Annotated in this window: 33 protein-coding genes and 2 tRNA genes; 17 read left to right on the forward strand and 18 right to left on the reverse strand. The window is 58.2% G+C overall.

The genetic code is table 11. The features are described from left to right. Positions 1-570: a UbiX family flavin prenyltransferase gene (locus tag B149_RS0100790; protein WP_040372090.1), complete on the reverse strand. Its 570-nt coding sequence runs from the start codon at positions 568-570 to the stop codon at positions 1-3. 193 nt (positions 571-763) lie between these two features. Between B149_RS0100790 and B149_RS0100795 the strand changes: the two genes are divergently transcribed. The 15 genes from B149_RS0100795 to B149_RS16090 all read left to right on the forward strand — a co-directional run bounded on the left by B149_RS0100795 (position 764) and on the right by B149_RS16090 (position 11,909). Continuing rightward, positions 764-840: transfer RNA gene (locus B149_RS0100795), tRNA-Arg, on the forward strand. A gap of 194 nt (positions 841-1,034) precedes the next feature. After that, positions 1,035-2,261, forward strand: a complete 1,227-nt coding sequence (locus tag B149_RS0100800; protein WP_018123254.1) for a tyrosine-type recombinase/integrase — start codon at positions 1,035-1,037, stop codon at positions 2,259-2,261. Positions 2,262-2,287: 26 nt separating this feature from the next. Beyond that, positions 2,288-2,566, forward strand: coding sequence for a type II toxin-antitoxin system RelE/ParE family toxin (locus tag B149_RS0100805; RefSeq protein ID WP_018123255.1), 279 nt, complete (start codon positions 2,288-2,290; stop codon positions 2,564-2,566). A 12-nt stretch (positions 2,567-2,578) separates the two neighbouring features. Further along, entirely contained in the window at positions 2,579-2,896 is a 318-nt protein-coding gene (locus tag B149_RS0100810) for a HigA family addiction module antitoxin (RefSeq protein ID WP_018123256.1), read from the forward strand. A 112-nt stretch (positions 2,897-3,008) separates the two neighbouring features. Then, positions 3,009-3,908 (forward strand): hypothetical protein, encoded by a 900-nt coding sequence (locus B149_RS0100815; RefSeq protein WP_018123257.1) that lies wholly within the window; start codon positions 3,009-3,011, stop codon positions 3,906-3,908. A 143-nt stretch (positions 3,909-4,051) separates the two neighbouring features. Further along, positions 4,052-4,273, forward strand: a complete 222-nt coding sequence (locus B149_RS0100820) for a helix-turn-helix transcriptional regulator (RefSeq protein WP_018123258.1) — start codon at positions 4,052-4,054, stop codon at positions 4,271-4,273. A gap of 2 nt (positions 4,274-4,275) precedes the next feature. Continuing rightward, positions 4,276-4,545, forward strand: coding sequence for a hypothetical protein (locus B149_RS0100825; RefSeq protein ID WP_040372091.1), 270 nt, complete (start codon positions 4,276-4,278; stop codon positions 4,543-4,545). Beyond that, positions 4,542-7,553 carry a DUF927 domain-containing protein gene (locus B149_RS0100830; RefSeq protein WP_018123260.1) on the forward strand — a complete coding sequence of 1,004 codons (3,012 nt, stop codon included), beginning with the start codon at positions 4,542-4,544 and terminating at the stop codon, positions 7,551-7,553. The genes B149_RS0100825 and B149_RS0100830 overlap by 4 nt, the downstream gene beginning before the upstream one ends. After that, positions 7,550-7,966 carry a hypothetical protein gene (locus tag B149_RS0100835; RefSeq protein WP_018123261.1) on the forward strand — a complete coding sequence of 139 codons (417 nt, stop codon included), beginning with the start codon at positions 7,550-7,552 and terminating at the stop codon, positions 7,964-7,966. The genes B149_RS0100830 and B149_RS0100835 overlap by 4 nt, the downstream gene beginning before the upstream one ends. After that, positions 7,963-8,427: an ERCC4 domain-containing protein gene (locus tag B149_RS16080; RefSeq protein ID WP_018123262.1), complete on the forward strand. Its 465-nt coding sequence runs from the start codon at positions 7,963-7,965 to the stop codon at positions 8,425-8,427. The genes B149_RS0100835 and B149_RS16080 overlap by 4 nt, the downstream gene beginning before the upstream one ends. Before the next feature lie 412 nt (positions 8,428-8,839). Further along, complete coding sequence (locus B149_RS18960; protein WP_425386870.1) at positions 8,840-9,115, forward strand: P27 family phage terminase small subunit; 276 nt, start codon at positions 8,840-8,842, stop codon at positions 9,113-9,115. Positions 9,116-9,130: 15 nt separating this feature from the next. After that, on the forward strand, positions 9,131-9,319 hold the full coding sequence (locus B149_RS0100855) for a hypothetical protein (RefSeq protein ID WP_018123265.1): 189 nt from the start codon (positions 9,131-9,133) through the stop codon (positions 9,317-9,319). Between the two features lie 363 nt (positions 9,320-9,682). Next, a complete protein-coding gene (locus B149_RS18475; protein WP_156816702.1) occupies positions 9,683-9,853 on the forward strand; it encodes a hypothetical protein in 171 nt (56 codons plus the stop codon). Continuing rightward, positions 9,846-10,220 carry a hypothetical protein gene (locus B149_RS0100865; RefSeq protein WP_018123267.1) on the forward strand — a complete coding sequence of 125 codons (375 nt, stop codon included), beginning with the start codon at positions 9,846-9,848 and terminating at the stop codon, positions 10,218-10,220. The genes B149_RS18475 and B149_RS0100865 overlap by 8 nt, the downstream gene beginning before the upstream one ends. A 381-nt stretch (positions 10,221-10,601) precedes the next feature. Further along, entirely contained in the window at positions 10,602-11,909 is a 1,308-nt protein-coding gene (locus tag B149_RS16090) for a CgeB family protein (RefSeq protein WP_156816703.1), read from the forward strand. A gap of 15 nt (positions 11,910-11,924) precedes the next feature. Here B149_RS16090 and B149_RS18635 read toward each other — a convergent pair whose 3' ends face one another. Together B149_RS18635 and B149_RS0100880 are read right to left on the reverse strand one after the other, a co-directional pair. Then, positions 11,925-12,080, reverse strand: a complete 156-nt coding sequence (locus tag B149_RS18635; RefSeq protein ID WP_018123269.1) for a hypothetical protein — start codon at positions 12,078-12,080, stop codon at positions 11,925-11,927. 84 nt (positions 12,081-12,164) lie between these two features. Continuing rightward, positions 12,165-12,428 (reverse strand): RNA recognition motif domain-containing protein, encoded by a 264-nt coding sequence (locus tag B149_RS0100880; RefSeq protein WP_018123270.1) that lies wholly within the window; start codon positions 12,426-12,428, stop codon positions 12,165-12,167. A gap of 464 nt (positions 12,429-12,892) precedes the next feature. On the opposite strand from B149_RS0100880, the gene B149_RS0100885 reads away from it, so the two are divergent. Then, positions 12,893-13,666, forward strand: a complete 774-nt coding sequence (locus B149_RS0100885) for a hypothetical protein (protein WP_156816704.1) — start codon at positions 12,893-12,895, stop codon at positions 13,664-13,666. Between the two features lie 95 nt (positions 13,667-13,761). Here B149_RS0100885 and B149_RS0100890 read toward each other — a convergent pair. From B149_RS0100890 to B149_RS18480, 12 genes are all read right to left on the reverse strand, one after another. Next, positions 13,762-13,838, reverse strand: a tRNA-Val gene (locus tag B149_RS0100890). A gap of 60 nt (positions 13,839-13,898) precedes the next feature. Further along, entirely contained in the window at positions 13,899-15,998 is a 2,100-nt protein-coding gene (locus B149_RS0100895; protein WP_018123272.1) for an FAD-dependent oxidoreductase, read from the reverse strand. Positions 15,999-16,010: 12 nt separating this feature from the next. Next, positions 16,011-16,370 carry a cupin domain-containing protein gene (locus B149_RS0100900; RefSeq protein WP_018123273.1) on the reverse strand — a complete coding sequence of 120 codons (360 nt, stop codon included), beginning with the start codon at positions 16,368-16,370 and terminating at the stop codon, positions 16,011-16,013. A 9-nt stretch (positions 16,371-16,379) separates the two neighbouring features. Further along, positions 16,380-16,952: an electron transport complex protein RnfA gene (locus B149_RS0100905; RefSeq protein ID WP_018123274.1), complete on the reverse strand. Its 573-nt coding sequence runs from the start codon at positions 16,950-16,952 to the stop codon at positions 16,380-16,382. Positions 16,953-16,967: 15 nt separating this feature from the next. Next, complete coding sequence (locus B149_RS0100910) at positions 16,968-17,486, reverse strand: DUF2059 domain-containing protein (RefSeq protein WP_018123275.1); 519 nt, start codon at positions 17,484-17,486, stop codon at positions 16,968-16,970. Then, positions 17,476-17,991: a DUF2059 domain-containing protein gene (locus tag B149_RS0100915; RefSeq protein ID WP_018123276.1), complete on the reverse strand. Its 516-nt coding sequence runs from the start codon at positions 17,989-17,991 to the stop codon at positions 17,476-17,478. The genes B149_RS0100910 and B149_RS0100915 overlap by 11 nt, the downstream gene beginning before the upstream one ends. A gap of 7 nt (positions 17,992-17,998) precedes the next feature. Next, entirely contained in the window at positions 17,999-18,673 is a 675-nt protein-coding gene (gene rsxE, locus B149_RS0100920) for an electron transport complex subunit RsxE (RefSeq protein ID WP_018123277.1), read from the reverse strand. A 9-nt stretch (positions 18,674-18,682) separates the two neighbouring features. Then, positions 18,683-19,273: an RnfABCDGE type electron transport complex subunit G gene (gene rnfG, locus B149_RS0100925; protein ID WP_018123278.1), complete on the reverse strand. Its 591-nt coding sequence runs from the start codon at positions 19,271-19,273 to the stop codon at positions 18,683-18,685. Then, on the reverse strand, positions 19,270-20,235 hold the full coding sequence (locus B149_RS0100930) for an RnfABCDGE type electron transport complex subunit D (RefSeq protein ID WP_018123279.1): 966 nt from the start codon (positions 20,233-20,235) through the stop codon (positions 19,270-19,272). The genes rnfG and B149_RS0100930 overlap by 4 nt, the downstream gene beginning before the upstream one ends. Continuing rightward, positions 20,232-21,398, reverse strand: a complete 1,167-nt coding sequence (locus tag B149_RS16095; protein WP_018123280.1) for a 4Fe-4S dicluster domain-containing protein — start codon at positions 21,396-21,398, stop codon at positions 20,232-20,234. Before B149_RS16095 ends, B149_RS0100930 begins: the two co-directional genes overlap by 4 nt. 12 nt (positions 21,399-21,410) lie before the next feature. Then, a complete protein-coding gene (locus B149_RS0100940) occupies positions 21,411-22,154 on the reverse strand; it encodes a cytochrome c3 family protein (RefSeq protein WP_018123281.1) in 744 nt (247 codons plus the stop codon). Between the two features lie 267 nt (positions 22,155-22,421). Beyond that, positions 22,422-22,643, reverse strand: coding sequence for a hypothetical protein (locus B149_RS18480; protein ID WP_156816705.1), 222 nt, complete (start codon positions 22,641-22,643; stop codon positions 22,422-22,424). 171 nt (positions 22,644-22,814) lie between these two features. Here B149_RS18480 and B149_RS18485 point away from each other — a divergent pair, with 171 nt between their 5' ends. After that, positions 22,815-23,435 carry a PilZ domain-containing protein gene (locus B149_RS18485; RefSeq protein ID WP_018123283.1) on the forward strand — a complete coding sequence of 207 codons (621 nt, stop codon included), beginning with the start codon at positions 22,815-22,817 and terminating at the stop codon, positions 23,433-23,435. Here B149_RS18485 and B149_RS0100955 read toward each other — a convergent pair. From B149_RS0100955 to B149_RS0100965, 3 genes are all read right to left on the reverse strand, one after another. Then, positions 23,428-24,333, reverse strand: coding sequence for an NAD(P)/FAD-dependent oxidoreductase (locus B149_RS0100955; RefSeq protein ID WP_018123284.1), 906 nt, complete (start codon positions 24,331-24,333; stop codon positions 23,428-23,430). The two genes, B149_RS18485 and B149_RS0100955, sit on opposite strands and share 8 nt — an antisense overlap. Positions 24,334-24,407: 74 nt before the next feature. Beyond that, the gene (locus tag B149_RS0100960; RefSeq protein ID WP_018123285.1) at positions 24,408-25,199 is read right to left on the reverse strand and encodes a sterol desaturase family protein; all 792 of its coding nucleotides are present in this window, start codon (positions 25,197-25,199) and stop codon (positions 24,408-24,410) included. Between the two features lie 8 nt (positions 25,200-25,207). Further along, entirely contained in the window at positions 25,208-26,296 is a 1,089-nt protein-coding gene (locus tag B149_RS0100965) for a response regulator (RefSeq protein ID WP_018123286.1), read from the reverse strand. Positions 26,297-26,354 lie beyond the last annotated feature (58 nt).

Consider the following 26,354-nt stretch of genomic DNA (forward strand, 5'->3'; position numbering starts at 1 on the left):
CTAGTCGCCCCAGCGCCTGAACAGGTCGTGGGGGATATCCAGTTGATCCAGTGTCTTGCCGGCGATGAATCCGGCCAGGGCATCGACTCCGCCGGGTTCGTGGTAAAAGCCCGGGCAGGCCGGGAGTATCACGGCTCCTGCCTTGGCGGCGCGGAGCATGTTTTCCAGATGGATGACCCCAAGCGGCGTCTCGCGCGGGACGAGCACGAGCTTGCGGCCTTCCTTGAGGGTGGCGTCCGCAGCCCTGTGCAGCAGTCCTTCGCCGTATCCGTTGGCGATGGATGCCAGTGTCTTCATGGTGCAGGGGCAGATGATCATGCCGTCGTGCTTCCATGAGCCGCTGGCCGGTGGCGCGGTAATATCGTGGCAGTCGTGAAGGATGCAACCCTGGGCGAGGTCGTCCACGGTCATTCCGGTTTCGATGGCCAGCACCTTTTCAGCGGCCTCGGAGGCAATGAGGTGTGTTTCCACTCCGGGAGCTGCGGCAAGGGCTCTGGCCGTTGCCATGGCATAAGGCATCCCGCTCGCACCGGTTACGGCAAGCACGATCCTTCTGTCGGTACTGGGCAAATCAATATCTCCCGGCTTTGTCCGGCATGGTGCCGAATGAAATCTTTGGGGTACATCTAAACTTTTTTTAGAATGATAATCAAGCCGAAACACCGTTATTCTTTTGCTATCGTGGATATTTCCTTCATTTCCAAAGCCAGACGAGCTATGCTTGACAGTGATACCGGGGTAATATAGTAACCCCGTTTCGTGCGGGCAATTAGCTCAGATGGATAGAGCGCCAGCCTCCGGAGCTGGAGGTCGCAGGTTCGACTCCTGCATTGCCCGCCACGCACTGAACCAACATAGTCCGATGTCGTCCACAAAGCCCCTGAGAAATCAGGGGTTTTTCTTTTTTGTGCGCCAGTGTGGTCCAATGTAATCCATTGACGACCGGGGGTTTCTGTGGGTAATGCTGAGGGTAAGGGGTAGGAGGGTGTGGGTAACAGCCCCGCTTAGGCATGAACTAGAACGGGAGAAAATCGGTGTCTCTCACGGTAAAGAAAGTCGATGCTGCAAAGCCAAGGCAGAGGAAGTATCTTTTGCCTGATGGTGGAGGCTTGAATCTTCAGGTCCTTCCCTCTGGTACGAAATCCTTTGTCTATCGTTACCGCCGCCCGGTGAGTCGAAAAGAAAACATTCTCACCTACGGAACCTATCCTGAAATATCGCTTCGTGAGGCGCGAGAGCTTCACCAAGAGGCGCGCAAACTTTTGTCCAAAGGGGTTGACCCCGGAGAAGAGAAGAAGAGAGCCCGAGAGAAAGCGGATGAGTCTGCCGGGAACTTTGAGGTAGTGGCCCGCGAGTGGCTGGAACGCTTTTCACCTGAGTGGAGTGATAAGAATACTCGCACCGTGAAAGGTCGCTTGGAGAAGAATGTTTTTCCTTTCGTCGGGCAAAGAAAAGTGTGGGAACTCACGGCCTCCGATATGCTGGCGGTAGTGCGTAGGGTGGAGGCGCGCGGTGCGCTGGAGACTGCAAGGCGCGTTCGTGGTTCATGCTCTCAGGTGTTTCGGTATGCCATTTCGACAGGCCGCGCGGACCGTGACCCGGCTGCGGACATTAAGGGTGTTCTTCCTCCAGTGAATAAAACCTTGAAACACCACGCCGCCCTGACTGAGCCCAAAGAGGTAGGTGGCTTGATGAGGGCCATTGAAGAGTATTCTGGGCATTATATTGTAAAGTGTCTGCTGAAGGTGGGGGCCTACACCTTTCTGCGTTCCAGTGAATTGCGCTTTGCCGTTTGGTCCGAAATCGACCTACAGCGCGCCGAATGGCGAATCCCGGCTGAGCGGATGAAAATGAAGACTCCCCATATTGTCCCACTCTCCCGGCAGGTGGTTGAAGTGTTGCGAGGGCTCCACTCTGTTTCCCATGATGCGCCGTACGTCTTTCATGGGATTTGGAAAACCTCGAAGCCTATATCCGAGAACACGGGGAATACGGCCCTTCGGCGTATGGGGTATACCAAGGAAGAACAGACCTTCCACGGGTTGCGGGCTACGGCCTCGACATTGCTCTATGAGAACGGGTGGACTTCGGAGGTCGTGGAGCGTCAGTTAGCCCATATTGAACGCAACCAAGTGAGGGCCGCGTATGACCATGCTCAGTATTTGGAGAAGCGGAGGGTTATGATGCAGTGGTATGCGGATTACCTCGACTCCCTGAGAGAGGGCGGCAAAGTCGTTCCCTTCCCCGTGAAAGCAAGTTGACAGGCTGTTACCTGTGAGGTTACACAATGATTAAGAGCTTTGCCCACAAGGGGCTTGAGGTCTTTTACCGGACCGGAAGCACCAAGGGCATACAGGCGAAACACGCGGACAGACTCGGGCGGATGCTTGACCGTCTGGACGCTGCCACCGAAGCCCGAGACATGGCCGCGCCCGGCTATGATCTTCATGCCCTGAAAGGCAAGCTCTGCGGCCATTGGTCCGTGAAGGTTTCCGGCAACTGGCGGTTGACCTTCCGCATTGAGGCCGGACACGCGTATGTCGTGAACTATCAGGATTACCACTAGGAGGGCCTCAGCATGGCAACCACAAGAAAGCCGACACACCCCGGATGCATTATCCGGCATGACTACATAGAGCCTCTGGGCCTGACTGTCACCGGACTGGCGGAACACCTTGGAATCAGTCGCAAGCACCTTTCTCAGGTTTTGCACGAGAGGTCCAAGGTTACTTCCGGTCTGGCCTTGCGTCTTGCTCGTGCGTTCAACACAACCCCGGAGCTTTGGTTGAACCTCCAGCGCAAGGTTGACCTCTGGGAGGCGGAGCGGGACACGCCGGACCTCGACAAGGTGTCTCCCCTGCCGGGTGTGGCCGAAGACGGCACAGAAGCACGATAGACGATCTTCCGCGCCCTAGCCGAGGCCCGTACAGCCAAGGCGAAAGCCCCGGACTCCCTCCGGGGTGGGGCGCGGTCATTCAAAAGGGAGTGAGCCAAGGGAGGGCTTGAAGATGGCTTATGATGATCGTTTGTCAGAATACCTTTTCTGGCGGTCCCAATACGTTGCTAGGAACTCCATATTTTTAGAAATGGAGCGAAGAGCACAAGAGGTTGTTGATTCCTTTTTTTCAAATACTCCAGAAAACCAAGACGGGTATTGGATAGCTGCACTGCCCGGAGCTCTTGAGGCCGATGAAGGCAGAGAGGATTACTACTACTCTTTATCAGAAAAACAGTGGGCGATTATTTTAGAAGGGAGAGAATTAGAAAAGGAAAAGAAGAGAGTTTTCCCCTTTTCAATTGAGCCTCTCGTGGATCATGATTTGATTCTTCATGAGTGCATAAAAGGTTCTTTTGCTAGTTTTCTGGGCAAACAAATCATCACTACACAAAAAGGGTGCATCCAGCGTATTGGCATCGAGAGGCTGGATACCTGTAGAGATTTTGTAATACCACTTGGTGAGCTTGGTGCAGACCCCGACACCTTCGACCTCCGTATCAATGTTCACGGCAACATTGAACAGATTCTTGAAGGGGTGCGCTTTTGGTACTGGTCGAAAAAACTTCCCACTTCGGAATTGTTTTGTGAAGAAACGAATTGTATCCCTGAAGAGTTAAAAGTCTCTTCGGCAAAGTATTCGCGAGGGGCAGCCTTGAAGCAATTTCAAAAAAACAGCCCCAATATCCCAATAAAGAACTTTCATACCGATGCGCGCGCTGTAGGCCTTTGGCTGTTTGAAGAAGTCTCACTGTCTGGAGTGAAGAACGTCGCAAAGCAGATTAGAAGGCTTAAGAAAGTTGAAGGCTTTGATAGGCTTGGGTTTGGGGAGTCTGAATTTGATGTTCTACGGCGTCTGTACAACAAGACGTGTTCATGTATATCTGCCGGGGAAGTTCTTCCCCTTTCTTGATGCACCGACAGTTATCTAGAAGGTAGGTATCGGGTATCTACCTTTAAGTATCCCCACTCTACAGAAAGTATCTCGAGCTCTCTATGCTTCTCCTAGTTCCAACGCCGTCCAATACGGGCGGCACAACACTAGGAGGAAGCAAGATGAGCACTACCCAGATTGAAGCCCCGACCCTTCCCGCAACTGGATTCGTCCGGGTCAAGGACGTTCTCAAGTTTATCCCCGTGTCCCGCTCCGGCTGGTTTGAAGGCGTGAAGACAGGCCGATACCCCAAGCCCGTGAAGCTATCCGAGCGTGTGACCGCTTGGAAGGCTGAAGACATTCACGACCTCATCCGCCGTCTGGGGGAAGGGGAGGCCGCGTAGTGATGAGGAAAACGAAAAGCCCCCATGCCGGACAGAGCAACAGGGGCCTTCAAGAAAAGAAACGTAGCGTTTCGATCTTGATACCCTTGCCGCTGGAAATCGTCAATGGCGCGGACCTCGGCAGGGCCGCCCAGCGCATGGACGATCTTATTGACCAAGTGGCCGCCACAGGGTGGCAGTGGAACCTTGAGGTTTCTCTTTGCGTTGATGCCGTACAGGTGCGCCTTGACCGGGCCACGGAGGGCATCGAGCGGGGGAGGTTTGTCCAATGAAGCTCGACTTTGGCGCAATCAACAGCGCGGCCCTTGCCCAGCTTCCTACCTTGCTGGAATCGTGGTTGCCCGGCGGCAGGGTTGAGGGCGCGGAATACACCGCGCTGAATCCCACCAGAGGCGATAGCCGACCCGGTTCCTTCAAGGTGAATGTGGATTCCGGTGTGTGGTCGGACTTCGCCACAGAAGACGGCGGAAGCGACCCTGTGAGCCTGTACGCCTACTTGAACGGCTTGAAGCAGGGTGAGGCCGCACAGAGGCTTGCCGAGGCCCTGCGTGTGGATTCTCGGGACTCTGCTTGCCCACAGCCAAAGAGCCGGAAGAAGCGAGAGGAATGGGCCCCGGTTGTCCCGGTTCCGGATGATGCTCCGCCGCCTGAATACAGGCACTACAAGCATGGGTCCCCGGTTCAAGTGTGGGAGTACCACAGCGAGGCCGGGGAACTACTTGGAGCCGTATGCCGCTTTGAGCCTGAAGGCCAGAGCAAGCAGATATTGCCGTACACCTTTTGCCGAGGCCCGAAAAAGGCCGAATGGAGATGGAAGGGGTGGAACGTTCCCCGTCCTCTTTACGGGCTTGATCGGCTGGCGGCTTCACCCGGCGGCAAGGTCCTACTGGTGGAAGGCGAGAAGGCGGCAGACGCGGCCCAGATCATGGCAGGGTCCAAGCTGGTGGTTATCACTTGGCCCGGCGGGAGCAAGGCCGTGGACAAAGCGGACTGGACCGCGCTCAAGGGCCGGACAGTGTGCGTATGGCCGGACAATGATGCCCCCGGATTTAAGGCCGCGCTTGCCATTGCCGACAAGGGCAGAGAAGCAGGCTTTGAGGTCTCGGGCATCGTCCAGCCTTCCCCGGAGTGGGAGGCCGGGGCGGACCTTGCCGACTTCCCACACTGGACACAGCCCGATTTGTTCCGGGAGATTCGTGAGCGCAAGGCAGACATTGCCAGCTTCAAGGATATTGCCAAGGCGCGGTTTGATATTGAGACCGGGCCTCGGCAAGGCCAGAACCGACAACACGAGTCCTTCCCGTTTTCTATTCGCCCTGATGGTGTCTACTTCCTTGCCGAGGACAAAGACGGCGGCATACGCGCAGAGTGGGTATGCTCCCCGCTTAACGTGATTGCCCAGACAAGGAACGAGGCCGGGGATAATTGGGGACGGCTGCTTGAGCTCGTGGACCTCGACGGCAGGCGAAAGCGTTGGGCCATGCCGATGAGCATGGCGGCAGGCAACGGCGATACCTACCGCTCTCACCTGCTGGGCTTGGGGGTTCGTATTGCAAGCGGACAGAGAGGCCGCAACCGCTTCCATGACTACATCACACAAGCCCCCACAGAAGGCCGCGCCCTGTGCGTAGAGCGTACAGGCTGGCACTCGGGGCGGTTCGTACTGCCAAGCCTGACCATAGGGCCGGACAACGGCGAAGAGGTAGTCTATCAGGGAATCCCCGAGGAAGACCTTTTCAAGACTTCCGGCACGCTGGACGAGTGGCGAGACGAGATCGGGCGGCTGTGTGTCGGCAACTCGCGCTTTGCCTTCGCCGTATCCATTGCCTTTGCCGGCCCTCTTTTGAATCTGGTCCATGCCGAGTCGGGGGGCTTCCACTTTGTGGGCGGTTCCTCCGCTGGCAAGACTACTCTCGCGGAAGTCGCTGGGAGCGTCTGCGGTGGGGGCGGATTACACGGTTTTTTAAGGCAGTGGCGCACGACTGACAACGCGCTTGAAGGCCAAGTCATGGCACACAACGATGCATTGCTTGTGCTGGACGAGATAAACCAAGCCGCGCCCAAAGCTATCCATGCATCCGCCTATATGCTTGCCAACGGGCAGGGCAAGGGGCGCGCCAACAAGAGCGGACAAAACCGGAAGCTCTACCAGTGGCGGATAGTCTTCATAAGTACCGGAGAGGAAGGCCTTGCCGATTACCTTCTGCGGGACAAGATCAAGATGAACGCCGGGCAGGGCGTGAGGATGCCGGATATTCCCGCCGATGCAGGGCAGGGCATGAAGTCCCTTGAGCACCTTCACCACTTCCGGGACGGGGCCGCGCTTTCCGAGCACTTCAAGACAGCCTCAAAGAAGCTCTACGGCACACCCTTCCGCGCATACTTGGAAGCAGTCACCCACAGGAAAGAAGAGGCCGCCAGCTTTGCGAGGGCGCGCATGGACGCTTTCAAGGCTGAGGCCCTATCCGCTGATGCCGATTCACAAGTCACGCGGGTGTGCGGTCGGTTCGCTCTTGTGGCCGCCGCCGGGGAACTGGCTACCTATTACGGGATACTCCCGTGGGAGTCGGGAGAAGCCTCCAGAGCCGCGCGCAAGTGCTTTGACGCATGGGTGGCCCAACGGGGTGGCGTAACCTCTCAGGAGCTAAAAGACGGCCTCTCGCAGATACGCAGTTTCATCCAAGCTCATGGAGCCTCACGTTTTGAAGATGCGGACGCAGACCATGACCAGCGGATTATCAACCGCGTGGGCTTCAAGAGGAAGGTCTACGGGCAGACCCGCTACCATATCTATCCTGACCAATTCCGCCGCGAGGTATGCGAAGGGCGCGACCTGACCCAAGCCCTCACCTACTTGCGGGAGCGCGGCGTGTTGCTTCCAGAAAACGGGGGAAGGTTCACCCGCTCCGTTCGGACGAGTGGCGGAAAGTCAAAAATGTACGTCTTCACAGACGCAATTATGACTATTCCAGCCGGGGACAGCGGGGACGCCGGGGACAATGCTGATATGATTGAGAAAAATCCTGTCCCCACCGCCGGGGACATGCCGGGGACACCGGGGACAAACGGCACTCAGGAGGCGGAGTGTCCCCACTGTCCCCACCTGCCTTTTGATGCCGGGGACACAAAAAACACCTGTTATTCCAGCGTTGTCCCCACTGTCCCCACCGTCCCCACCGAAAAAAGGCAAGCACAGGGCGAAACCGCTTTGCAGTTTTCCGAGGGTGCGGCCCCGGAAGGCGAAGAACAGAACACTTTCCCTCACGAGGTTGAGATATGAGCGCAGTCCGTTTGATTGAAAGCCGGGGGGCGGAGGTCCGCCTTTCTCCCTCTGGCGGTCTGGTTTTGTCGGGCCTCGACTCCATCCCGGCGGATGATGCCAGAGAGTTGCTTGAGTATGCCAAGGGCAACAAGGCGGCTCTTGTGGACGAGCTTGCCGAGGCCCAAGTCAAAGAGTCTCGGGCGGCCCTCGGTGAGTTGCTGGCTATCCTCGACCGAGAGTCGGGGCTTGCGCTGCACTTCTATCAACTCAAGCCCGTCCCGGCCTTTGCACTCATAGAGATGAGCCAAGAGGCAACGGCGGCCTTCTCGGAGGCCTTCCCGGTCTTTCTGAAGGCGGTGGACGCTATCGCCGCAGATGCTCCCGAATTGGCCCGACAGGGCGGACAGGGCTACCTTTTGGGGGGCGTATGAAGATCGTCATAGACAGCCGGGAACAGGCCCCGTTTGAGTTTGCCGGGTATGAGTGCTCGACGGAGGCCGGGACGCTCTACACTGGCGACTACAGCTTGCCGGGGCTCGACAGGCTTGTGGCCGTGGAGCGTAAGAGCGTGGACGATCTTCTGGGGTGTCTGGTGAACGCCGGGCGGGACAGGTTCGAAAGAGAGTTGACCCGAGCCTCTGGCCTTGAGCGGTTCGCCGTGGTGGTAGAGGCCAGCTATCAGGACATCGCCCGAGGCCGATACCGAAGCCGCATGAAGCCCCACGCCGCCCTACAAAGCCTTGTGGCCTTTCAGGTAAGGTACAACGCCGCTTTCGTCTTTGCTGGCGACAGGGCCGGGGCTGAGTATTTCACACACTCTTTCTTTCACAAGTACCTAGCCGAGGCCCGAAAGCGATACGGCGCGATCTTGAAGCACAATGAAGCCGCCTGAGTTCCTTGCTCCAGAGATCAAGCCGCCGCTTGCCCCGTCCTTTCTCGGGGGTGACTGGAAGTCTATCGGGCAGGCCTTCGGGGTAGGGTCCCGCACAGCGCGGGAGTGGTACGACAGAGGCGCGCCAATCATCCTTGTGGGGAAGAAGCCTGTAGCCGAAGCATGGGAACTCTGGGAGTGGCTCAAGGATGAGTATGGGTAGGGGGGGGGCGGTCAAAACTCTGGGGCGGTCTCTATGTAGACCGACGTGGGAAGTTAGATTTTTACGAGACCAATCTAAAAATCCGGAGGGGGTAAAATGCCAGCCAAGAAACCCACCAAACTGAAAGAGCTGAAAGGCACAGTCAGAAAGAGCCGCCAGCACCGTAACGAGCCGAGGCCAGCCCCGGAAGTACCGGAGCCTCCGGCGTGGATGCGAGGCGAGGCCTTGGAAGAATGGGAGCGCGTCACGGCAGAGCTTGAGCCCTTGGGCTATCTCTCGCAACTGGACCGGGGAGTGTTGACGGCCTACTGCCTTCTTTGGGCGCGGCTGTGCTCCGCAGCGAATGGAGAGGGGGAGCCAATCAAGGCCGCAGAGGTTGCACAGTTCCGGGCTTGTGCGTCTTCGTTGGGCCTCGACCCTGTGAGCCGGAGCCGCATAGAGGCCCCACAGCCAAAGAAGAAACATAGCCCTTGGGCTGCAATCTGAGAAAAGGGGAATACCGTGGAAGACAAAACCGCATACACCTTGAAGGACATTGCCGACCGTCAAGCCGGGCTTGAACGCCAGCACAGTGCGATCTATCAGAAGCTCGATGAGATATGCGACGAACTCCGCCGCGTGCGCTTTGCCGCAGAGGGAGCAGAGAGCAAAGCCGCCGAAGCAGTAAGCTTGATTCATGAGATGGACTAGCCCGTTGACAGCGGCGGCCCATTCGGGCAATTCTGGCTCCGTAAAACTACTCGGGGGTCCTTCGCCCTCGCTGGTCCGTTTGGTCGGGCCGCAATCGAAGGCTTTTTTATGTCTGCATTTCGCCATGGTCATGCTATGGCGTTCATATTGCGGCGCAGTGTCCCGGAACCCGCGAGGGCCGGGGGGCTTCCGAGTAGGCCTTACAGCACTGTGCCGCTCTTTTGTGGGCGGCAAACCGTAAAACAACTCGGAGGTCCTATGTCCCAACCCACACCCCAGATTACTGGAACACGTCCCACCTACAGGCCCTTGAACAGCCTTTGCTATGAGGCTTCAGAGACAGCGGCAGACATTGCCCTGAGCATGAGAGCTCTTGCTGAGAATCTGGAGCACAACGGCTTTCTTGGAGTGGCCCACCTTCTTGATCTGCTGGCAGACGAGGCCGGAGGCCTTGCCGACAGCATTGAAGCCATTCCGGAAGCATGGTCCGAAGATGAGCAACAGGTAAAGAGTGAGGGGGAAAGTAATGCTTAGAGTGTTCCGCAGAAAGTCTAATGCCGTCGAGATCCCGGAGCGCAGAACCGCCTTTAGCATCCCAGCCCAGCTACTCGCACACGTCTTCTTTGAAAAGGGCGGTCCGCTTGAACACCTTGAAGGGCCTGAAAAGCGCGAGGCCTTCAACGATATTCGCGACAGGCTACACAGTTGCGGCTTTGAGGTCTCCCTAGGCAGTCGTCCCCTCACAACCCCGGACCGTGTGGCCCTGGGAAAGCTGCACGAGATCATGCAAAGAGGCGGCGTGTGGGTTGATGAGATCAAGGACAAGATAAACCGCACCCATGACTATTATAGCGCGAGGGAGAAGATGGGCCGCGCTGTCCCGCTCCCGTGGCCGCGCTAGTCAGCACCAGCAACGAAAAACAGCCCCCGCATGGTAATCGTGCGGGGGCTTTCTCATGCTCAAAAAAGTACCCCCTTTTTTTCGGATTACTCCGCAGAAAACTTTCCTCGTCGGTCTACAGAAGGACGGGCCTAGACTTTTACACCCCCCCCTGCCAATACCCGGAAAACCTCACAGAAGAATCCCCCCTACGGTCCTCACTCGACAGTCCTGAGAGATGTGTCGTATATGTAGAGCAGAGAGACGCAAGGGGGGAGGTCGGGCGTGATTGAAGGCTTTCTAGCAAGGGCCTCTTGTGGGTAATACAGCGGGTAATGGGTTCGGTTGTTTTGTTTTAATTCTTTTATTACAGGTGTTTGATTGTTTGCTGTGAGTCCTGCATTGCCCGCCACGATTATTATGTTTCTTCAACGCCCTCGAAATTCGGGGGCTTTTTTTATTGCCTGTCCTTTGAGTTCTTTTTTCGGGCTGGTCCGGGACGATTCTCGCTGGACCTTCATTTCTTGCGGGATTACTGAAAAAGGCATGGCACAAGTCCACATCAGCAGTCCCCCATATATTCTTCTTGTCGAGCAGGACTATTTCATCATTCCCGAATTGCGCCGGGCCATGGAACGCTTGGGGGTACCGCATCGGCGCGTTGTTTTTCGGCAGTCTCCGGTTTTTTTGAAGGAGCTGTTCGAAGCGGTTGATTCACGCCGTCCCGACTTCATCCTGACCGTGAACCATGCCGGCCTTGATGGTGAAGGGCAGGTTCTGGAACTGCTGAGGAGGCGCGGCGTGCTGCTGGCGAGCTGGTTTGTGGACCGTCACGAGATGTATATGCGGGGACCGGTCTCGCCGGATGCGCTGCTGGCAGTTTTTTCGTGGGACCCGCAGGCGCCCAAGAGTATCGCAAGAACTGGCGTGGCGTACTCGGGGTATCTTCCTTTGGCAGCGGACCCTGAATGCTTCCGTCAGCCAGTTGAAGAGCTTCGTTGTTCCGGTGTCGGATTCGTGGGGTCTTCATGGACCGGGAAGGTCGTGGATGTGTTGAAAGCCGGGCGCTATGGCGCAGAGCTGCTGCGCGGCTTCAAACCTCTGGCGGAGAAATGGCTTGAGTCGCCGCAAACTCCGGTATTCAGCCTTTTGCGAGGCGAAAAGGCGCTTTATGAAATCTGGAAGACACTCTCGGATGAAGCGCGGACCCTCTACATTCGGTTGGTGCAGATGGAGGCTACCCGAAAGCACAGGGTTCACTTCGTTCGTCAACTCCTTCCGTTCAGGCCTGTGGTGGTCGGAGATGCTTACTGGCGAAAAACGTTGGCTGGCCTTGGCGAGTACGAGTGGATGCCGAGGTTGTCCTATCGTGAAGAATTGCCCGGGTTCTATGGTCGCAATGCGGTCAACTTCAATGTGACCAGCCTGCAGTCATATGCCTCGGTCAATCAGCGAGTGTTCGATGTCCCTGCCTGCGGCGGCTTTCTCCTGACTGATGCAGGAGGAGCGCTGGAGCGTTTGTTTGACCCGGACAAGGAAGTGGTTTGTTACGATCGGTCCGAGGATGTCGATCCTCAGGTGTCGCGCTGGCTTGAGGACTCGGCAGGCAGGCGCAAGGTGGTCGAGGCGGCCCGTCACAGGATTCTTGCCGAGCACACCTACGAGCATCGCTTGGCGGAGATCGCTTCCGTGATGCGAAAAGTTTTTTGAGGTCCAGCAGTCGGGCTATTCAGGGGTGTCATCGGAGGACTGCTCATCCTCAAGAGGACCCTGTTCTTTTTCCCGCTTTTTTTCCTGCTTTTTGAGCAGCTTTTCTTCTTTCTTCTTTTTCTTGGCCAGATCTTTCTGTCGTTTTTCGAACTTGTAATTGCGTTGGGCCAACGAGGCCTCCTGTGTAAAAGGTGAAAAAAAGCGCCCGCCTCCCGGATGAGAGACGGGCGCCGGATGCCTTACTGAAGCGAGAAGCTACCAGCGCGGGCGCTCGACGCGGGGACGAGCTTCGTTCACTTTGATATTGCGGCCGCCGAAATCCTTGCCGTCAAGGTTGTCGATGGCTTCCTGCGCGTCGGCGTCGCCCATTTCGACGAAACCGAAGCCACGGGGGCGGCCGGTTTCACGGTCCTCGATGAGATTGACGGAGTTGACTTCGCCGTAGGTCTGGAACGCGGCGCGAACTTCGTCTTCGGTCATGGACCAGGGCAGATTGCCGACATAGAGCTTCTTGGACATGTACTGTTCTCCTAGAACAAGAGTGATGATGCAATGGCGCCCGTGCGCCAATAATAATAAAGGAGCAGCAAGCAAGATGCTTTCGCTGCTCCTGAATGTACCTGTTTTCTTCAAACCAGCGCTGGCCAACATTCGGACCGCGCCTCCACGGGTGCCGCTGGTGTGTGTCAGAGGGGACAGTCGGTTAAATGTGAAGCTGTGTCAAGAACTATTTTTGAAAAGAATTATAATGCGGATATTGAGCCTCTTGTTTGAAGCTTCCAAAATCAGAAATAATTACGATAATTCTTTTTTAAAAAATTCAAATTAAAATGCAATTACTCGACAAGTGTGTTTTTTGGTTGTGTATTGTGTATGAAATCTCCTGTTCGTTGTTTTTGTGGGTGAGTAATTCGTTTCATTTTTTATGAAGAGTTGCATTCGAGTGTTGTGGTTATATCAGCCAAGTGTGTCACAATAAAAGCATGAGCGATTGCTCATCTGTTGAGGTCGATAAGTTCATGCTTGAAATCCGTCGAGATTCTGTGCCAAAAGGTAGCCCCGCTCATGTGGATGAGTGGTGTAACAGTGAAATGCACATCCCGATGGAGGCTTGCATCCCTACCTGGAACGATAAGAACAATGCCACGGATTTCGTTGCTGAAAAGCTCGGCAATGATCTGTCTGAACCATCACTGGTGGCCGTGACCGAGGCTTTGCACAGTGAGGTTTTGCTTGGAACTCCCCGGGATGCGGCCTGTGGCGCGGGGTGTCATTACTGTTGCCACATCATTGTGCATGCGAGCATTCCGGAAACGATCAAGGTTGCTTGCGGTGTGGACCGCTCCATCTTCAACCGAGTGCATGACCAGCTGGACGCCTTGAGCCGGGACGAATGGATTTCCTACAAGAATCACTGGGTGGAGAATCAGATTCCATGCCCGTTCCTGCTGGACGGAAACTGCTCGGTGTATGAATGTCGCCCCAGTGTCTGCCGAGGGCAGTATTCACTGAACGCGAATGAATGCATCGATGCCTACCACTCCTGCGATCCCGAGTCATCGGTGACGAATTTCTTCAACCACAAGCGGGTCAGCGCCATTCCTCGCGATGCGTTGGTGGACGGGTGCGCCGCTGTAGGGCTTCATTCTTATCTGGTGATAATGCCGCTGGCGGTGCGCATCCTGCTCAAGGAGAAGGATGCGGTGCCGCGTTGGCTTGCCGGTGAGGATGTTTTTCGCGAAGCCTGCGCCCACTGAGTATATAATGAACAAGATCCGCTCCGAGCGGGTTTTTCATTGGATCCTGAACGAAAGAAGCCTCCAGTCGAAACTGGAGGCTTTTGCTTTCGTGGTGGTGGGCGATACTAGATTTGAACTAGTGACTTCCACCGTGTGAAGATGGCACTCTGACCAACTGAGTTAATCGCCCACGGCGGAGAAGACTTATACGTTCAGCGATGCTGCTTTGCAAGCCCTTTTTTGATTTTTTTCATGTTTCCGCCCTTGGCGGATCGCATGATTCACAGTCGTCGCCGGACCTGTGGTAGCAGGTGAGTCCGCAGCGCATGCAGCGGCACATTTCATACTTTGCCTGCTCCGTATCCAGCGCACCCTCCACTTCGGAAAAGGTGCATACGCGCTCTTCGCCATGGCAAAGGTGAGGCATCTTGGAACGGTGTCTGACGTTGACGTTGTGCACGTCCTTGAAGATCGTATAGGGAATCATTCCGCGCTGTTTTCTCTTGGGCACGAGAAGCGCGTCTTCGGTCAGCAACTGGTGGATGCTCCGTGCGGCCTTGCGGCCCTCCCCGAGCGCGGAGATGACGAGATCCGGCCCGAGGTGCGCGTCCCCGCCGACAAAAACGTTGGGCACGGCGGTTTGCAACGTGTCCGGATCTGCTGCAAGGGTGCGCCATTTGGTGGATTCTATGGAGCATTGTCCTTCGTCATCATACAGACATTCCAGTTCTGGGCGTTGGCCGATGGCCAGAAGAACCATATCGCACTCGATGCGGCTTTCGGAACCTTCTACCGGAACAGGCTTTCTACGGCCGGAAGCATCCGGCTCGCCGAGTTCGTTTCGGGTGAATTCCAGGTGAGTGACCCGGCCTTCGTCATTGGCGATGAACCGTTTTGGGGTCGCGAGCATCTGGAATTTGATGCCCTCGTCCTCGCAGGCCTGAACCTCTTCGACATTGGCGGGCATCTCCTCACGCGTGCGGCGATAGACCATGGTGACCTCCGCGCCGAGCCGCAAACTGGTCCGGGCGCTGTCCACTGCGGTGTTGCCGCCGCCGATGACAACGACCTTTTTGCCAACTTTGCCCGGCACGCCAAGGCCGACCTTGGTCAGGAATTCCGTGCCGCCCTCGACCCCTTTCGCGTCCGCTCCCTCAATGGGCAGCTGACCGCTGATCCATGCTCCGATGCCGAGGAACACAGCTTCATAGCCCTGTTCTTCCAGTGAAGGCAGCGAAATGTCCCGGCCGAACTTGGTCTCCGTCATCACGTCGATGCCGAGATCAAGGATGCCTTCAATCTCCCAGTCGAGCACGGACTTTGGAAGGCGATACTCGGGAATCCCGTATCGCAACTGGCCGCCGATCTTGGGCATCGAGTCGAAAATCGTGGGGGAGTGGCCCAATCTGCGCAGGAAGTATGCGCAGGATATCCCTGCCGGGCCGCCGCCGATGACGGCCACCTTGCGCCCCGTTTCAGGCAGGCACTCGATGGGCTGGCGCTCACCGGAGTTCATCTCCCAGTCCGCAATGTAGCGTTTGATCATGTTGATGCCGATGGGCTCCTCGACATGCTGTCTGCGGCATTCCTTTTCGCAGGGGCGTGGGCAGACGCGGCCGATGGAGAGCGGCATGGGGATGCGTTCGCGGATGGTGGCCAGAGCACCGGCCATGTCGCCCCGACTGGCCTGCTCGATGTAGCGGGGAATATTGATTTCACCGGGGCACCGCTGGCGGCACGGGGCGAGACAGTCGGTCTCCAGATTGAGGTGGATCATTTTTGAGGACAGGCTCACCAAAGAAATGACGCCACGGGGGCAGGCCACCACGCATCCGTTGCAGGCCACGCAGCGTTCTGGGTTGACCACGGGGTAGCCGTTCGGTCCCATGCGGATGGCGTCGAAAGCGCAGGCGTCCACGCAGGAGCCGTAGCCGAGGCAGCCCTCGGGGCACATTTTGGAGCCGGTGTAGAGCATGGCCTGTGCGCGGCAGTCGCTGACGCCCTCGTATCCGTAAACATCCTCTGCGCGGTCGCCGCCAGTGCAGTCCACGAAGGCGAGCTTCGGCTCCGCGACTTTCAGTTCGATGCCCATGACCCGCGCGACGTTTTTTGCCACCTCCGGTCCGCCGATGACGCAGACGTCGGATCCGGCTTCGCCCTTGACCACCCCGTTTGCCGCGCCGTTGCAGCCCGGATAGCCGCATGCGCCGCAGTTGGCGCCTGCAAGGACGCGTTCCACCTTGGCGATGCGAGGGTCTTCGTAAACATAGAGAACCTTGGAGGCCACCGCGAGGATGACAGCCGCCGTGAATCCGATGCCGAGAAGGACGAGAACCGAGGATGCAATCATGCCGTTACCGTATCATTGGGGTTTGGCCGAGGCGAGGTCGCCTGTCGGCTCCGTTCCAGAAGCGGTGAAGCAGATGCTCACCGTACGCAGATTGGAACGGGTGCGGTGAAGGGTGCCGCACGGGACGACCAGCAGATCGCCCGGGCCGAGTGTTTCCGTGCGGTCTTCGAAATCCACTTCAAGACACCCCTGAATAACGTAGAAAGCCTCGTCGGAATCGTTGTGGGTGTGCCAGTGGAATTCGCGTTGCAGAATGCTCACACGAATGTCCTGATCATTGATGGTCGCGACCCGCAGGCTTTTCCAGTCTTCCTCGACCTTGTTCGTCAGCTCCAGAAGGCTGACCTTTGAAAGCCTTCCCTTTGGCTTCATGCCTACCTCCTAGCCCATTCCCTTGAACGCGAAGAAACCGAGCGACATGAGCCCGGCCATGATCAGCGCCATGGGGGTGCCTTTCAACGCTATGGGGACCCTTGCCATTTCGATGCGTTCGCGGATGCTTGCCAGCACCACGAGCGCAAGCAGAAAGCCGACGCCCGCAGCCGTGGAATACACCACCGTCTGCAACAGCGAGAACTCTTCCCGCTGGCAGATGATGGCGATGCCGAGCACGGCGCAGTTAGTGGTGATAAGCGGCAGGAAGATGCCGAGGGATTTGTAGAGCGGCGGGACCATCTTCTTGAGGAACATCTCCACGAACTGCACCAGCGAGGCGATGACCAGAATGAAGGCGATGGTCTGGAGATACCCGAGATTGTACGGCACGAGCAGATGCTTTTGCACCAGCCACGTAATGGCCGCGGCGAGCACCGCCACGAAGACCACGGCGAAGCCCATGCCCAAGGCCACCCCGGTCTCCTTGGAGGTGCCGATGAACGGACAGTTTCCGAGATATTGGGCCAGGACGATGTTGTTGACGAATATCGCCCCGATCACCAGCACGAAGTAATCCATGCCGCTCCTTTTAGGTTAATATTCTATTCCGAGCTCCTCGCAACGCTGACGGATGCGTTCCATTGTCGCCGTCATGAGCGGCGCGCTCACCCGCTGCATTTCCTCGGCCATCTGACGGTACATCTTTCCCTGAAGGGTCACCTGCTTGCGCCAGACCGGAGATTCGTAAATCTCGATGAGCTTTTCTATCTCCTGCGTGGTGAAGTTGCGGTCGTACATGTCGGTGAGCATATCCATGGTCACGTCCATGAGCTGGTTGAACAGTGACTGCACTTCCTTGTTGATGGCTTCTCTGGCCTCCTCGCTCAGGTCGGGATGCGTCCGGCGGATTTTGGCCATGACGCCGTCGATGTTCGGCCCGACAAGCGAAGGAAGGGAATTGGTCACGCCGTTGAGTTCAAGCATGTGGACGATCTTTTCGCGTTTGTCCTTGTCGGTGCCGGAGTCGGTGGTCGCATGAGAGGGAGTCGCGAATACCAGTGCGAGCAGGACCGCCATGGCGGCGGCGAAGTGGGTGCGGGGGTTACGGAGCAAGGCCTTCCTCCTGAAGTCTGTTTTGGATTCGTTGGTCCGCCTGCTGGGCAAAGGCGTTTGCCCAGCCGCGGGCGAGTATCATTCCTTCCTGTGAAATCTCCTGTCGTTTGCCGCGGAGCTTTGTCCAGGTGGGGGACGAGTAGAACTGTAGCAGGACATTCACGTCCCGTTGTGTCAGGTGCGGCAGCCACGCTTCGGCCATCATGTCGGCCAGTTTCGGCAGGGCGCTGTTCAGTTCGGCCTGCATCTCCTGCTGGACGATCTCGGCCACGCGCTCCGCCCTGTCGGGATTGGCCTCGGAGTATCGCTCCTTGGCCATGGCGTGCATTTTGCGCACGATGAGCCGCACGTTGTCCAGTTCGCCCGAGAGTTGCAGGATGCGGATCACGTCCTGCCGGTCAGGCGTGTTGGCGCCGTCGGCATCCACCTCCGCCGCCTGGAGCGGCAGCGGGGCAAGGCAGAGCGCCAGAAAGAGAGCCGTAAAGACGAAAATCGGTTGTTTCATGCGTGTCCTATCTGACCTGCTTGTTGCACATGCCGCAGGTCTTGCAGTCGTGTTTGGGGCCTTCCACGGCATCCAGCCCGCGAATGCCGCGCTGCCAGTTGGTCAGCGTATTCATGGCCCCCAGTACCAGCCCGAGGCACACGAATGCGCCCGGAGCCTCGATCATGAAGGAAAACGGTTCGAAGCCGCTCCACATGACGTCATTGCCGAAAAGGGTTCCGTAGCCGAAAGTTTCCCGGAGCGCACCAAGAAAGGTCAGGGACGCCGCGAATCCGAGGCCCATGCCGAAGCCGTCGGCTGCGGAATAGAGTACGGTGTTGCGCGATGCGAACGCCTCGGCCCGGCCAAGGATGATGCAGTTGACCACGATCAGCGGCACGAAGATGCCGAGCTGTTGGTAGAGCGGGTAGGCAAAGGCCTGCATGAGCAACTCCACGCAGACCACCAGTGATGCCGCCACCACGATGAAACAGGCGATGCGCACTTTGTCCGGGATGAAATTCCTGAGCATGGAAACGAAGACGTTGGACATGGTCAGCACGAAGATGACGGCCAGCCCCATGCCGAGGCCGTTGTCCGCCGTCTTGGTCACCGCCAGCGTGGGGCAGAGGCCCAGAACCACCCGGAACGGCGGAAGTTCGTCCCAGAGTCCTTTCGAGAATTCCTGCCAGAGTGTACCCATGCGATTCTCCTAGGAGCCGAAGGCCGCCGGTATCCGGTCCTTGATCTTGTGATAGACCTTGATGGCCTGATTCACCGCACCAACCGTGCCCGTGGAGGACACCGTCGCGCCGGAGACCGCGTCTATGTTGCCGCCCGTGGCCTTGAGCGCGAGTCCTTCCAGCGGGTGATGTCTGAACTGTTCGCGGAAGTCGGGTTCGGTGATGCGTGACCCCACGCCCGGCGTCTCCTTCATGGTGGTTACGCCGATCCCGGCCAGCTCTGCGCCGTTGTCGCCGCCGACCTTGAAGCCTACCATGATGCCCAGATCCCCGCCGAAGCCTTTTCCGATGGACTGGAAGGCAACCCCGGTGAGCTGTCCGTTCTTTTTTGCCGGAAACACAAGCACGTCGTCGCCGTCGCCGGTCTCTATCCGCTTCCTGTCCCGGACCGGATTATTATCGATGTCCCGGAATATCTGGCTCAGGGCCGGGCCCTGCACGTAGGTCAGCTCCTGTTCCACCACGTAAGGTTCGGTCACATCACGCAGGCTGGCCAGCGTCAGGCCCGAGGCGCCGCAGATGAGCGAAAGGACGAAGACCATGCGGATCATTTCCTTCATGCGGCCGGCCTCCTTGCGCCGAAAGGTTTCGGAGCGATGCGGTCCAGCAGCGGCGTGGCGAGCTGGGCCAGTATCAGCGCGAATGGAACGGCGTCCGGATAAACGCCGTAGACCCGTATCAGCATGGTCAGGATGCCCCCGAGAAGACCGAAAAGCAGCATGGGGACCGGTGTGACCGGTGAGGGGGCCGGATCGGTGGCAAGAAAGAATGCGCCGAACATAGTGCCGCCGCCGAGGATGTGGAACAGCGGCGAGGCCTGTTCGCCCGGATACGCCCACTGGAAGATGAGGGCTGCGCCTGCCACGCCGAGCAGGTAGCCGAAAGGAATCTCGGGTCGGGCGATGCGCCGGAAGATGAGGTACAGGCCACCGATCAGCACCGCGCCGGTTTGCGCCGCACCAAGTCCCCCCAACTGGTCGCCCAGCATCATGGACTTGAGGGGGATGTCCGAAACGGCTTCGAGGCCGAAGAATTTGAGTTCATGCAGGGGCGCGCGCAGGGGGGTGTCCAGCATGGTCGTGTAAGCGTCCATATACCCGCCCCAGGAGATGCGGCAGGAGGCCCAGCCCACCAGCGCGGCTCCCAGTGGGTTGCCGCCGTTGCCGCCGAAGATCATCTTGCCGATGGTGATGGTCACCACCGCCCCCATTGCTACCAGCCACCACGGGGCAGAGGCCGGGAGCAGGAAGGCGAAGAACAGTCCCGAGAGGGCGGCCGTGTAGTCATCCACCTGGCTTTCCCGTTTGACGACCCGCCAGCAGATCGCCTCCGTGATGACGGACACCGCACAGGCCAGCGCCATGACGCGCACTGCGGGCATGCCGAAATGCCATGTCGCCATGACCGCCGCAGGCAGCAGGGCGACAAAGGTTTCAAGGGTCATGCCTTTGAATGTTCTTCCGTTGTGCACATGCGGCGGTTCGGCCACAGTGAGCAGAGTGTCCGGCTGGTTGATCATCATGCCGGGGCCTCCAGTATTTCGCATTGTCCCTTCTGAAGGTTGATCTCGTGTTTGGCGTGGCGGATGTACTGAAGCAGCGGGCGTCTGACAGGGCAGAAGTAGCCGCAGATGCCGCACTCGATGCAGGAGAACACTCCGTACGCTTCGCAACGCTCGTAGAGTTTGAACTCGGAAGCACGGCTCACGAGGTCCGGTCGGATGCGTGAGGGGCACCGTCTTGAGCACTCGCCGCAGCCGACGCATGAAGCGTCGCGCGTCGGCGGAAAAAGACCTTCCGGAATGACATGCACCGCACTGGTATTCTTGTCGGTTCCCTGTTCCAGCCGTGATACGGCCGTGCCGGTGAGCAGGCCGCCGAACACGACTCTGTCGCCTTCGGACGCCTTCGTCTGCCCCTCGGCAAGCAGGTGTTCCGCCGGAGTGCCTACGGGAACCATCACGGTACGGTTGCCCATTTGACAGACGGTGTGCGTGAACGGACGTCCGGATTCTGCCATGCGGCCCACGATATACAGGTCTTCGAGCGAAACAATGCACGCTGAGCTTGGGCGTCCTCCCGGAACGGTTTCTTCTCCCGTCACGGAAAGCAGCACCATGGGCGCCATACCGTATGGATGTCTTGCCGGGACAAAGTGCACGGTGCTGTCGGCAAAGGCGAGTACGCGGGTTCCCTTGGCCGCCGCGAGGACCGTCTTGGCGGGGCGGACCACTTTCTTGATGATGTCCAGGCCGTTTTCCAGCGCTTTGCGCTGGTCGTTCATGAGCGGAAAAACCGTATCATGCCCCGGTTCCCGGGGGACGTTGTTGATTATGAGCAGCCGTGACGGATAGATATGGGCCGTATTCATGCCCATCGTCGCCAGCCAGTCGCGCAAGGCGGAGTCATCGTCAGGGGGGTGAATCCGCTCGGAAACTTCTTTGCCTCCGGTCTCCAGCGTAATTGACTCGTCGTGCACTGATATGATTTTCCCCGCATATGCGGAATGCATGTCCCCAACACCCGAACGCGTGGAACGGGCGATGCGCTGGTCGGCGGCCACCTCATCACCCTGATTCACGAGCGGTTCATGGCACTCCAACACTATGCGAAGCTGGTGCGGTACTCCGATGGTGCCGAGCGGGCCGGCCTCAAGTGTGCCGAGACGAAAATCGTGTCTGTACATATCCCCTGTCCGTCACTGGTTGATATGGCACTGGTAGCAGGCGTCCTCGCCGTACGGGCCTGCTCCGAAGCGTTCATGGCAACCCATGCATCGTTCATGAAAGGCCGCGACGCGGGCCGGAATCGAGTTGGAAACCGGGTCCCTGTGGCAGTCCGAGCATGGAGTGAAGGTGATCATCTCCGGAGAAACGACCTTTCGTGTATGGCAGTAACCGCATTTGCGGTAGCCGTTTCTCAGCTTGTCCTCATGGCACTGGGCGCAACGCTCGTGCGCAGCGTTCATGAGCGAAGGCTTTTCCGAACCCTCTGGCCCGTGGCAGTTGGCGCAACGTTGCGGTTCGTCTTCTATTTCCGGGCCGTGATGGCAGTCGGTACAGTCGTAAGCGTAGTCATCTATGTGACCCTGATGGTCGAAGGGGGAGATGTCCGCCCGGGCATGGTGGCAGCTGGCGCACTGGCGGCGCGGCATCTGCATTTCGCTGTGCTGTTCAAGGTATTCGGGGCTGAATTTGGAAGGGTGGCAGTCCGTGCAGCGCGGGGGATTCGGATCGCTGCCGCTGGTGTGGTGGCAGTCGCCGCAAGCGATATCGTAATCGTCCAGATGCTTCTGATGGGCGAAAAGGACATTGCCGCCCTTCGTCTCAAGAAGGATCTTCACGGGCGGCGATTCGGTCTCCGCCGGAGTGACGTAGCCGACCACCGAGACCGCGAGCAGGATCAGGGCGATAACGGTTATCGGTATATAGCGTTTCCGCAAGTATGTACCCCCGAGTAGAAATTCTTAATACTACTGTGTAGCGAAAATCATGGAGTTCCGTCCACCTCTTTCCCGGATTCATTCGCTTCTTCGCATTATTTCCTGCTTAGAGGAGTCTTTCGGTTACACGAAGAATCTCTGCCATGGGGCACGAAAACCGTCGTAGCGAATGCCTTAATCGGGTGCTTGGTGACATCGCTTTGTCAAAAAAAGGGGGCAGCCCTTGTGTTGCAACTCGGGTTGCGAAAGGGTGTGAGGGGGGATGTCTCAGCGACGGGAAGAGAAGGCGCCGGTAACGGCCCATGCAGCACAGGATCCCGCGCCCAGCCACCAGAGCGCCTCGGCCAGCTTCACGGATTGGAGCAGGTAGAGCAGTTTTACGAACCATGTCAGGGACAGCTGTGTGGCCAGTGCAATCAGGTCCACTTCGGCGAACCGGGCGAAGTCCATCAGCGTAATCCACTCCCAGCCGTCGCTGCCGAGGCTCATGACTGCCTGCAGCCCAAGAACCAGAAGGCAGGCCGTCCAACTCAATATGCAAAGGAATCGAAACATCACGTGAATACTGAACCTTTTTGCCATCATGTGCAATTTGTCTTTTCCATAATTGCCCAGCCCGGCTTGAATTGCTAGTGTGAACGCAAAGAGTGAGGGGTAGGTATGCAGTTGGCCGTCGGAGACAGGGCCCTGTTCGAATTTCCGCCCTTGGGCGACAGGTTCGTGGGTGTGGTAACCGAAAGCGACCCGGAAAGCGGGATCGTGGCCTATGTTTCGACGCCTGTCTATGCTGCCGGAAGAATTCTCGCCAATGCCCCCGTCATTGTCCTTTTTGCACGTGAGGGACGCCTGTTGGGCTTTCGGGCCCGTGTAGAAGAGTCGCACTACGGTTCCGGAACAACGGTGCGCCTTCTACCCAAAGGATATCCTGAAGACATGGACGTCCGCAGTGAACCGAGGGCCATGTGCTCTTTCCCGGCCACGCTGACGAACGGAAAGGACGCGCACGCCGGGTTTCTCGTGGATATGAGCACCTCGGCGGCACGTATGCGCCTGAATCCTGATGAAGAGATTCCCGAAGTGGGCGCTCATGCCGTGCTTCGCTTCCGGGTCTTCGGTGCCGGGGACGAGTACGAAGTGTCGTGCAGTGTCTACCGGCGCTTTGTAAAGGAGGACGTGCCCCATGCCGTCCTGACGTTCGACGACCCGGCAGAGGACTTCCGCCGGGCCGTCGCCGAGTATATCGAGTATCAGCGCCAGGCAGGCGCCCTCAATCCTATTTGAACTGCTTTGCGTGGGCTGCGGCAGAGACACCCGCCACACAGCCTTCACCAACGGCCTTGGCCATCTGCAGCGGGGGACCGGTGATGTCCCCGGCAGCGAAGATGCCCTTGACGTTCGTGCGCTGCTTGCGGTCCACGTCCACGTAACGCATGGATTCGTCCATGGTCAGGCCGAGGCTTGCCGCCAGTTCGAGTACGCCCTTGGCGCCAAGCTCGATGAACACCCCGGCGCAATCGAGCTTTTCGCCATCGTCGAGGGTCACGCCCGTAACGGCATGTTCGCCTTCGATCTTTTCGATGGAACGGCCCTCGTGCATGATGACGCCGGCATCCACGAGCCGCAGCCGCAGTTTGTCGCTCACGTCAAGCTCGTTGCAGATCAGATGGGTCTCCGATGCGTGATGGCTGAGGGTCACGGCCCCGCCGGCCGCGGCGCTGCGGCAGCCGGCCACCACTACGACTTCGTTCTTGAAAAAGCCTGCGTCGCAGTCCGCGCAGTAGCTCACGCCCTTTCCGAGCAGTTCCTTTTCGCCCGGAACCCCAAGCTTGTTGCGCGTGGTGCCGGTGGCGATGATCAGCGATTTGGCCTCGATGATCTCGCCGCTTTCGGTTTCCATGACGATCAGGTCGCCGTTCTTTTCGACTTTCAGGACGTCTTCGTCGAAGAACTCAGCGCCGAAGGCCTGAGCCTGTTCGCGTCCGGTGCGCAGAATTTCCTCGCCCGAGACCTTGAACATGCAGCAGTAGTTTTCCACGTGTGCCCAGAAAAGGCTGCTGTCGGCGATGCGGCCCAGCAGCAGGGTGGATGCTTTCTTGCGGGATGCGTGGATTGCGGCCTGGATCCCTCCGGGACCGGAACCGAGAATGACCACGTCGTATTGTCTGGCGAGTTCGCTCATGTGCTACTCCTTTTGTGTTGTCGGGAACGCTCAGCAGTCTACCACTTCGCCCATTTTTGGCAACAGGTGACAGGTCAGCCCTTTGTGACGAAAGGAACGGAAAGCATACCCGGAAGACGGGAGTAGCGGACGTTGCGCAGAATGTTCAGTCCGATGGTCATGCCGTCGTGGCCATCGTCGGGCTGGGCCTTGTAGGTGGCGAAGAGATAGTCCCACCACGGCACGCAGAAACCGTAGTTGCGGTTTGCTTCGCGCATGTCCGTGGAGTGGTGCACACGGTGCATGTCGGGCGTCACCAGAAGCGTGCGCAAGACAGCGTCCAGCCGCAGCGGCAGCCTGAGGTTGGCGTGATTGAAGAGCGAACAGGCGTTGAGAATGACCTCAAAGGCCACCACAGCGGCGAAAGGGGCTCCGAGCATCGCCACCAGCGCGCATTTCAGAAGCATTGAAGCGGCAATCTCGATGGGATGGAACCGCACGCCGGTGCTCGTATCAATGTCGAGGTCCGCGTGGTGCATTCGGTGTATGCGCCAGAGCGGCCGGATGCGGTGAAAGGCCACGTGCTGCCAGTAGATGGCGAGATCCAGCACAATCAACGAAACTGCGAAGGATATCCAGTATGGTGGCTGAAGCTGATTCAGCAGCCCCCAGCCGCGATCGGCGGCAACGATGGCGGTGGTGGCCGGAAGGACCGGGAACAGCAGGCGCACCAGCCCGGCGGACAGGACCGATATGCCGATGTTGTTGGCGAAGGTGGCAAATTTCGGCTTGCGGGGCGCGCGCCGGGGCCAGATGGTTTCCGCCGCCAGCATAACGAGCAGGACGGCGAGGAATGATCCGGACCGGAGCAGTGCCTCGGTGCCCATGTGGCCCCCTAGACGTCCTTTGCGGAGTTGGAGATGCCGCGGGGATCCCCGAGCTGGCCGATGACCGGCGTCCACGGCTTGCCGTAAACCCTTTGGAAAAGCTTGGCCGCTTCCGGGAAGTCGTTGCACATCTTGAGGGCGATGGCGACATTCTTGCCCGCGTCCTCCTTGTGCCCCATGAAGTAATAGGCCTTGGCCATGTTGAAGTAGATGTTTTCGTCGTTCGGCGTCAGCTCCAGTGCCTGCTTGTAGGCATGCAGGGCACCGGGATAATCGCCCTGCCGGCGCAGGCGTACGCCGAGGCTGTTATACGGGTTCGGGGTTTCCGAGTCGTATTTGAGAATCTCGATGAAGATGGCCTTTGTCTCTTCCAGCTTGTCGAACTGGGCGTAAACGTCGGCGGCCTTTTGCAGATAGTGCTTGGTGGCCTCGTCGTCGCCCTTGCCCTTGTAGGCATCGGCCAGCCCCTTGTAGGCCTCGCCGAAGAGGTCGTTGATCTTGACCGCCTTCTTGAAGGAGACGATGGCCTTGCCGTACTTGTGCTGCACAAGGAAGTTGCAGCCCATGTCGTAGTACCGCTGGGCCTCGTCCTGATAGGATATGAGCTCCTCGAAGGCTTCGATGGCTTCGTCGAATTCGCCCCGGCTGACCATCTCCTTGGCTTCCTGCAGCTCCAGTTCCTCGATTTCCGGGTAGTCGTCGAGCTGTCTGGCAAGCACGAGATAGCGTTCCATGGTGGCGATGGAGTAGGGGCGCAAGACGTACCCTGTGCAGCCCGCGGCAATGGCGTCGAGCACGTGGTCCTTGCGGTTTTCCAGCGTTACCATGATCACCGGGGGCGGGTTGTGCGTATTCTTACGGACGATCTGACAGAACTTCACGCCCTGCATGTCGGTCAGGGTGGAGTCGCACAGGATGAGGTCCACGCCGTTCTGGGCGATGTAGTCCACGGCCTCTGTGCCAGAGGAAAACGTCTTGACGTATTCGGGAGCGAAATTCTTGATGGTTTCCGTGTCGCGCCGTGCGTGTACCTCCACGTCCGTCACCACGACGACGTGCCGGAAAGCCTTGTATGCCTTGCTGCCGAGTTTGTTCATTCGTGCGCCTTTGGAATTGGTTGAGGCTAACCAAATACCAGAATAGACGGAAGCGTCG

This window comes from Desulfovibrio oxyclinae DSM 11498 (assembly GCF_000375485.1).
GTDB classification, from domain to species: domain Bacteria; phylum Desulfobacterota; class Desulfovibrionia; order Desulfovibrionales; family Desulfovibrionaceae; genus Pseudodesulfovibrio; species Pseudodesulfovibrio oxyclinae.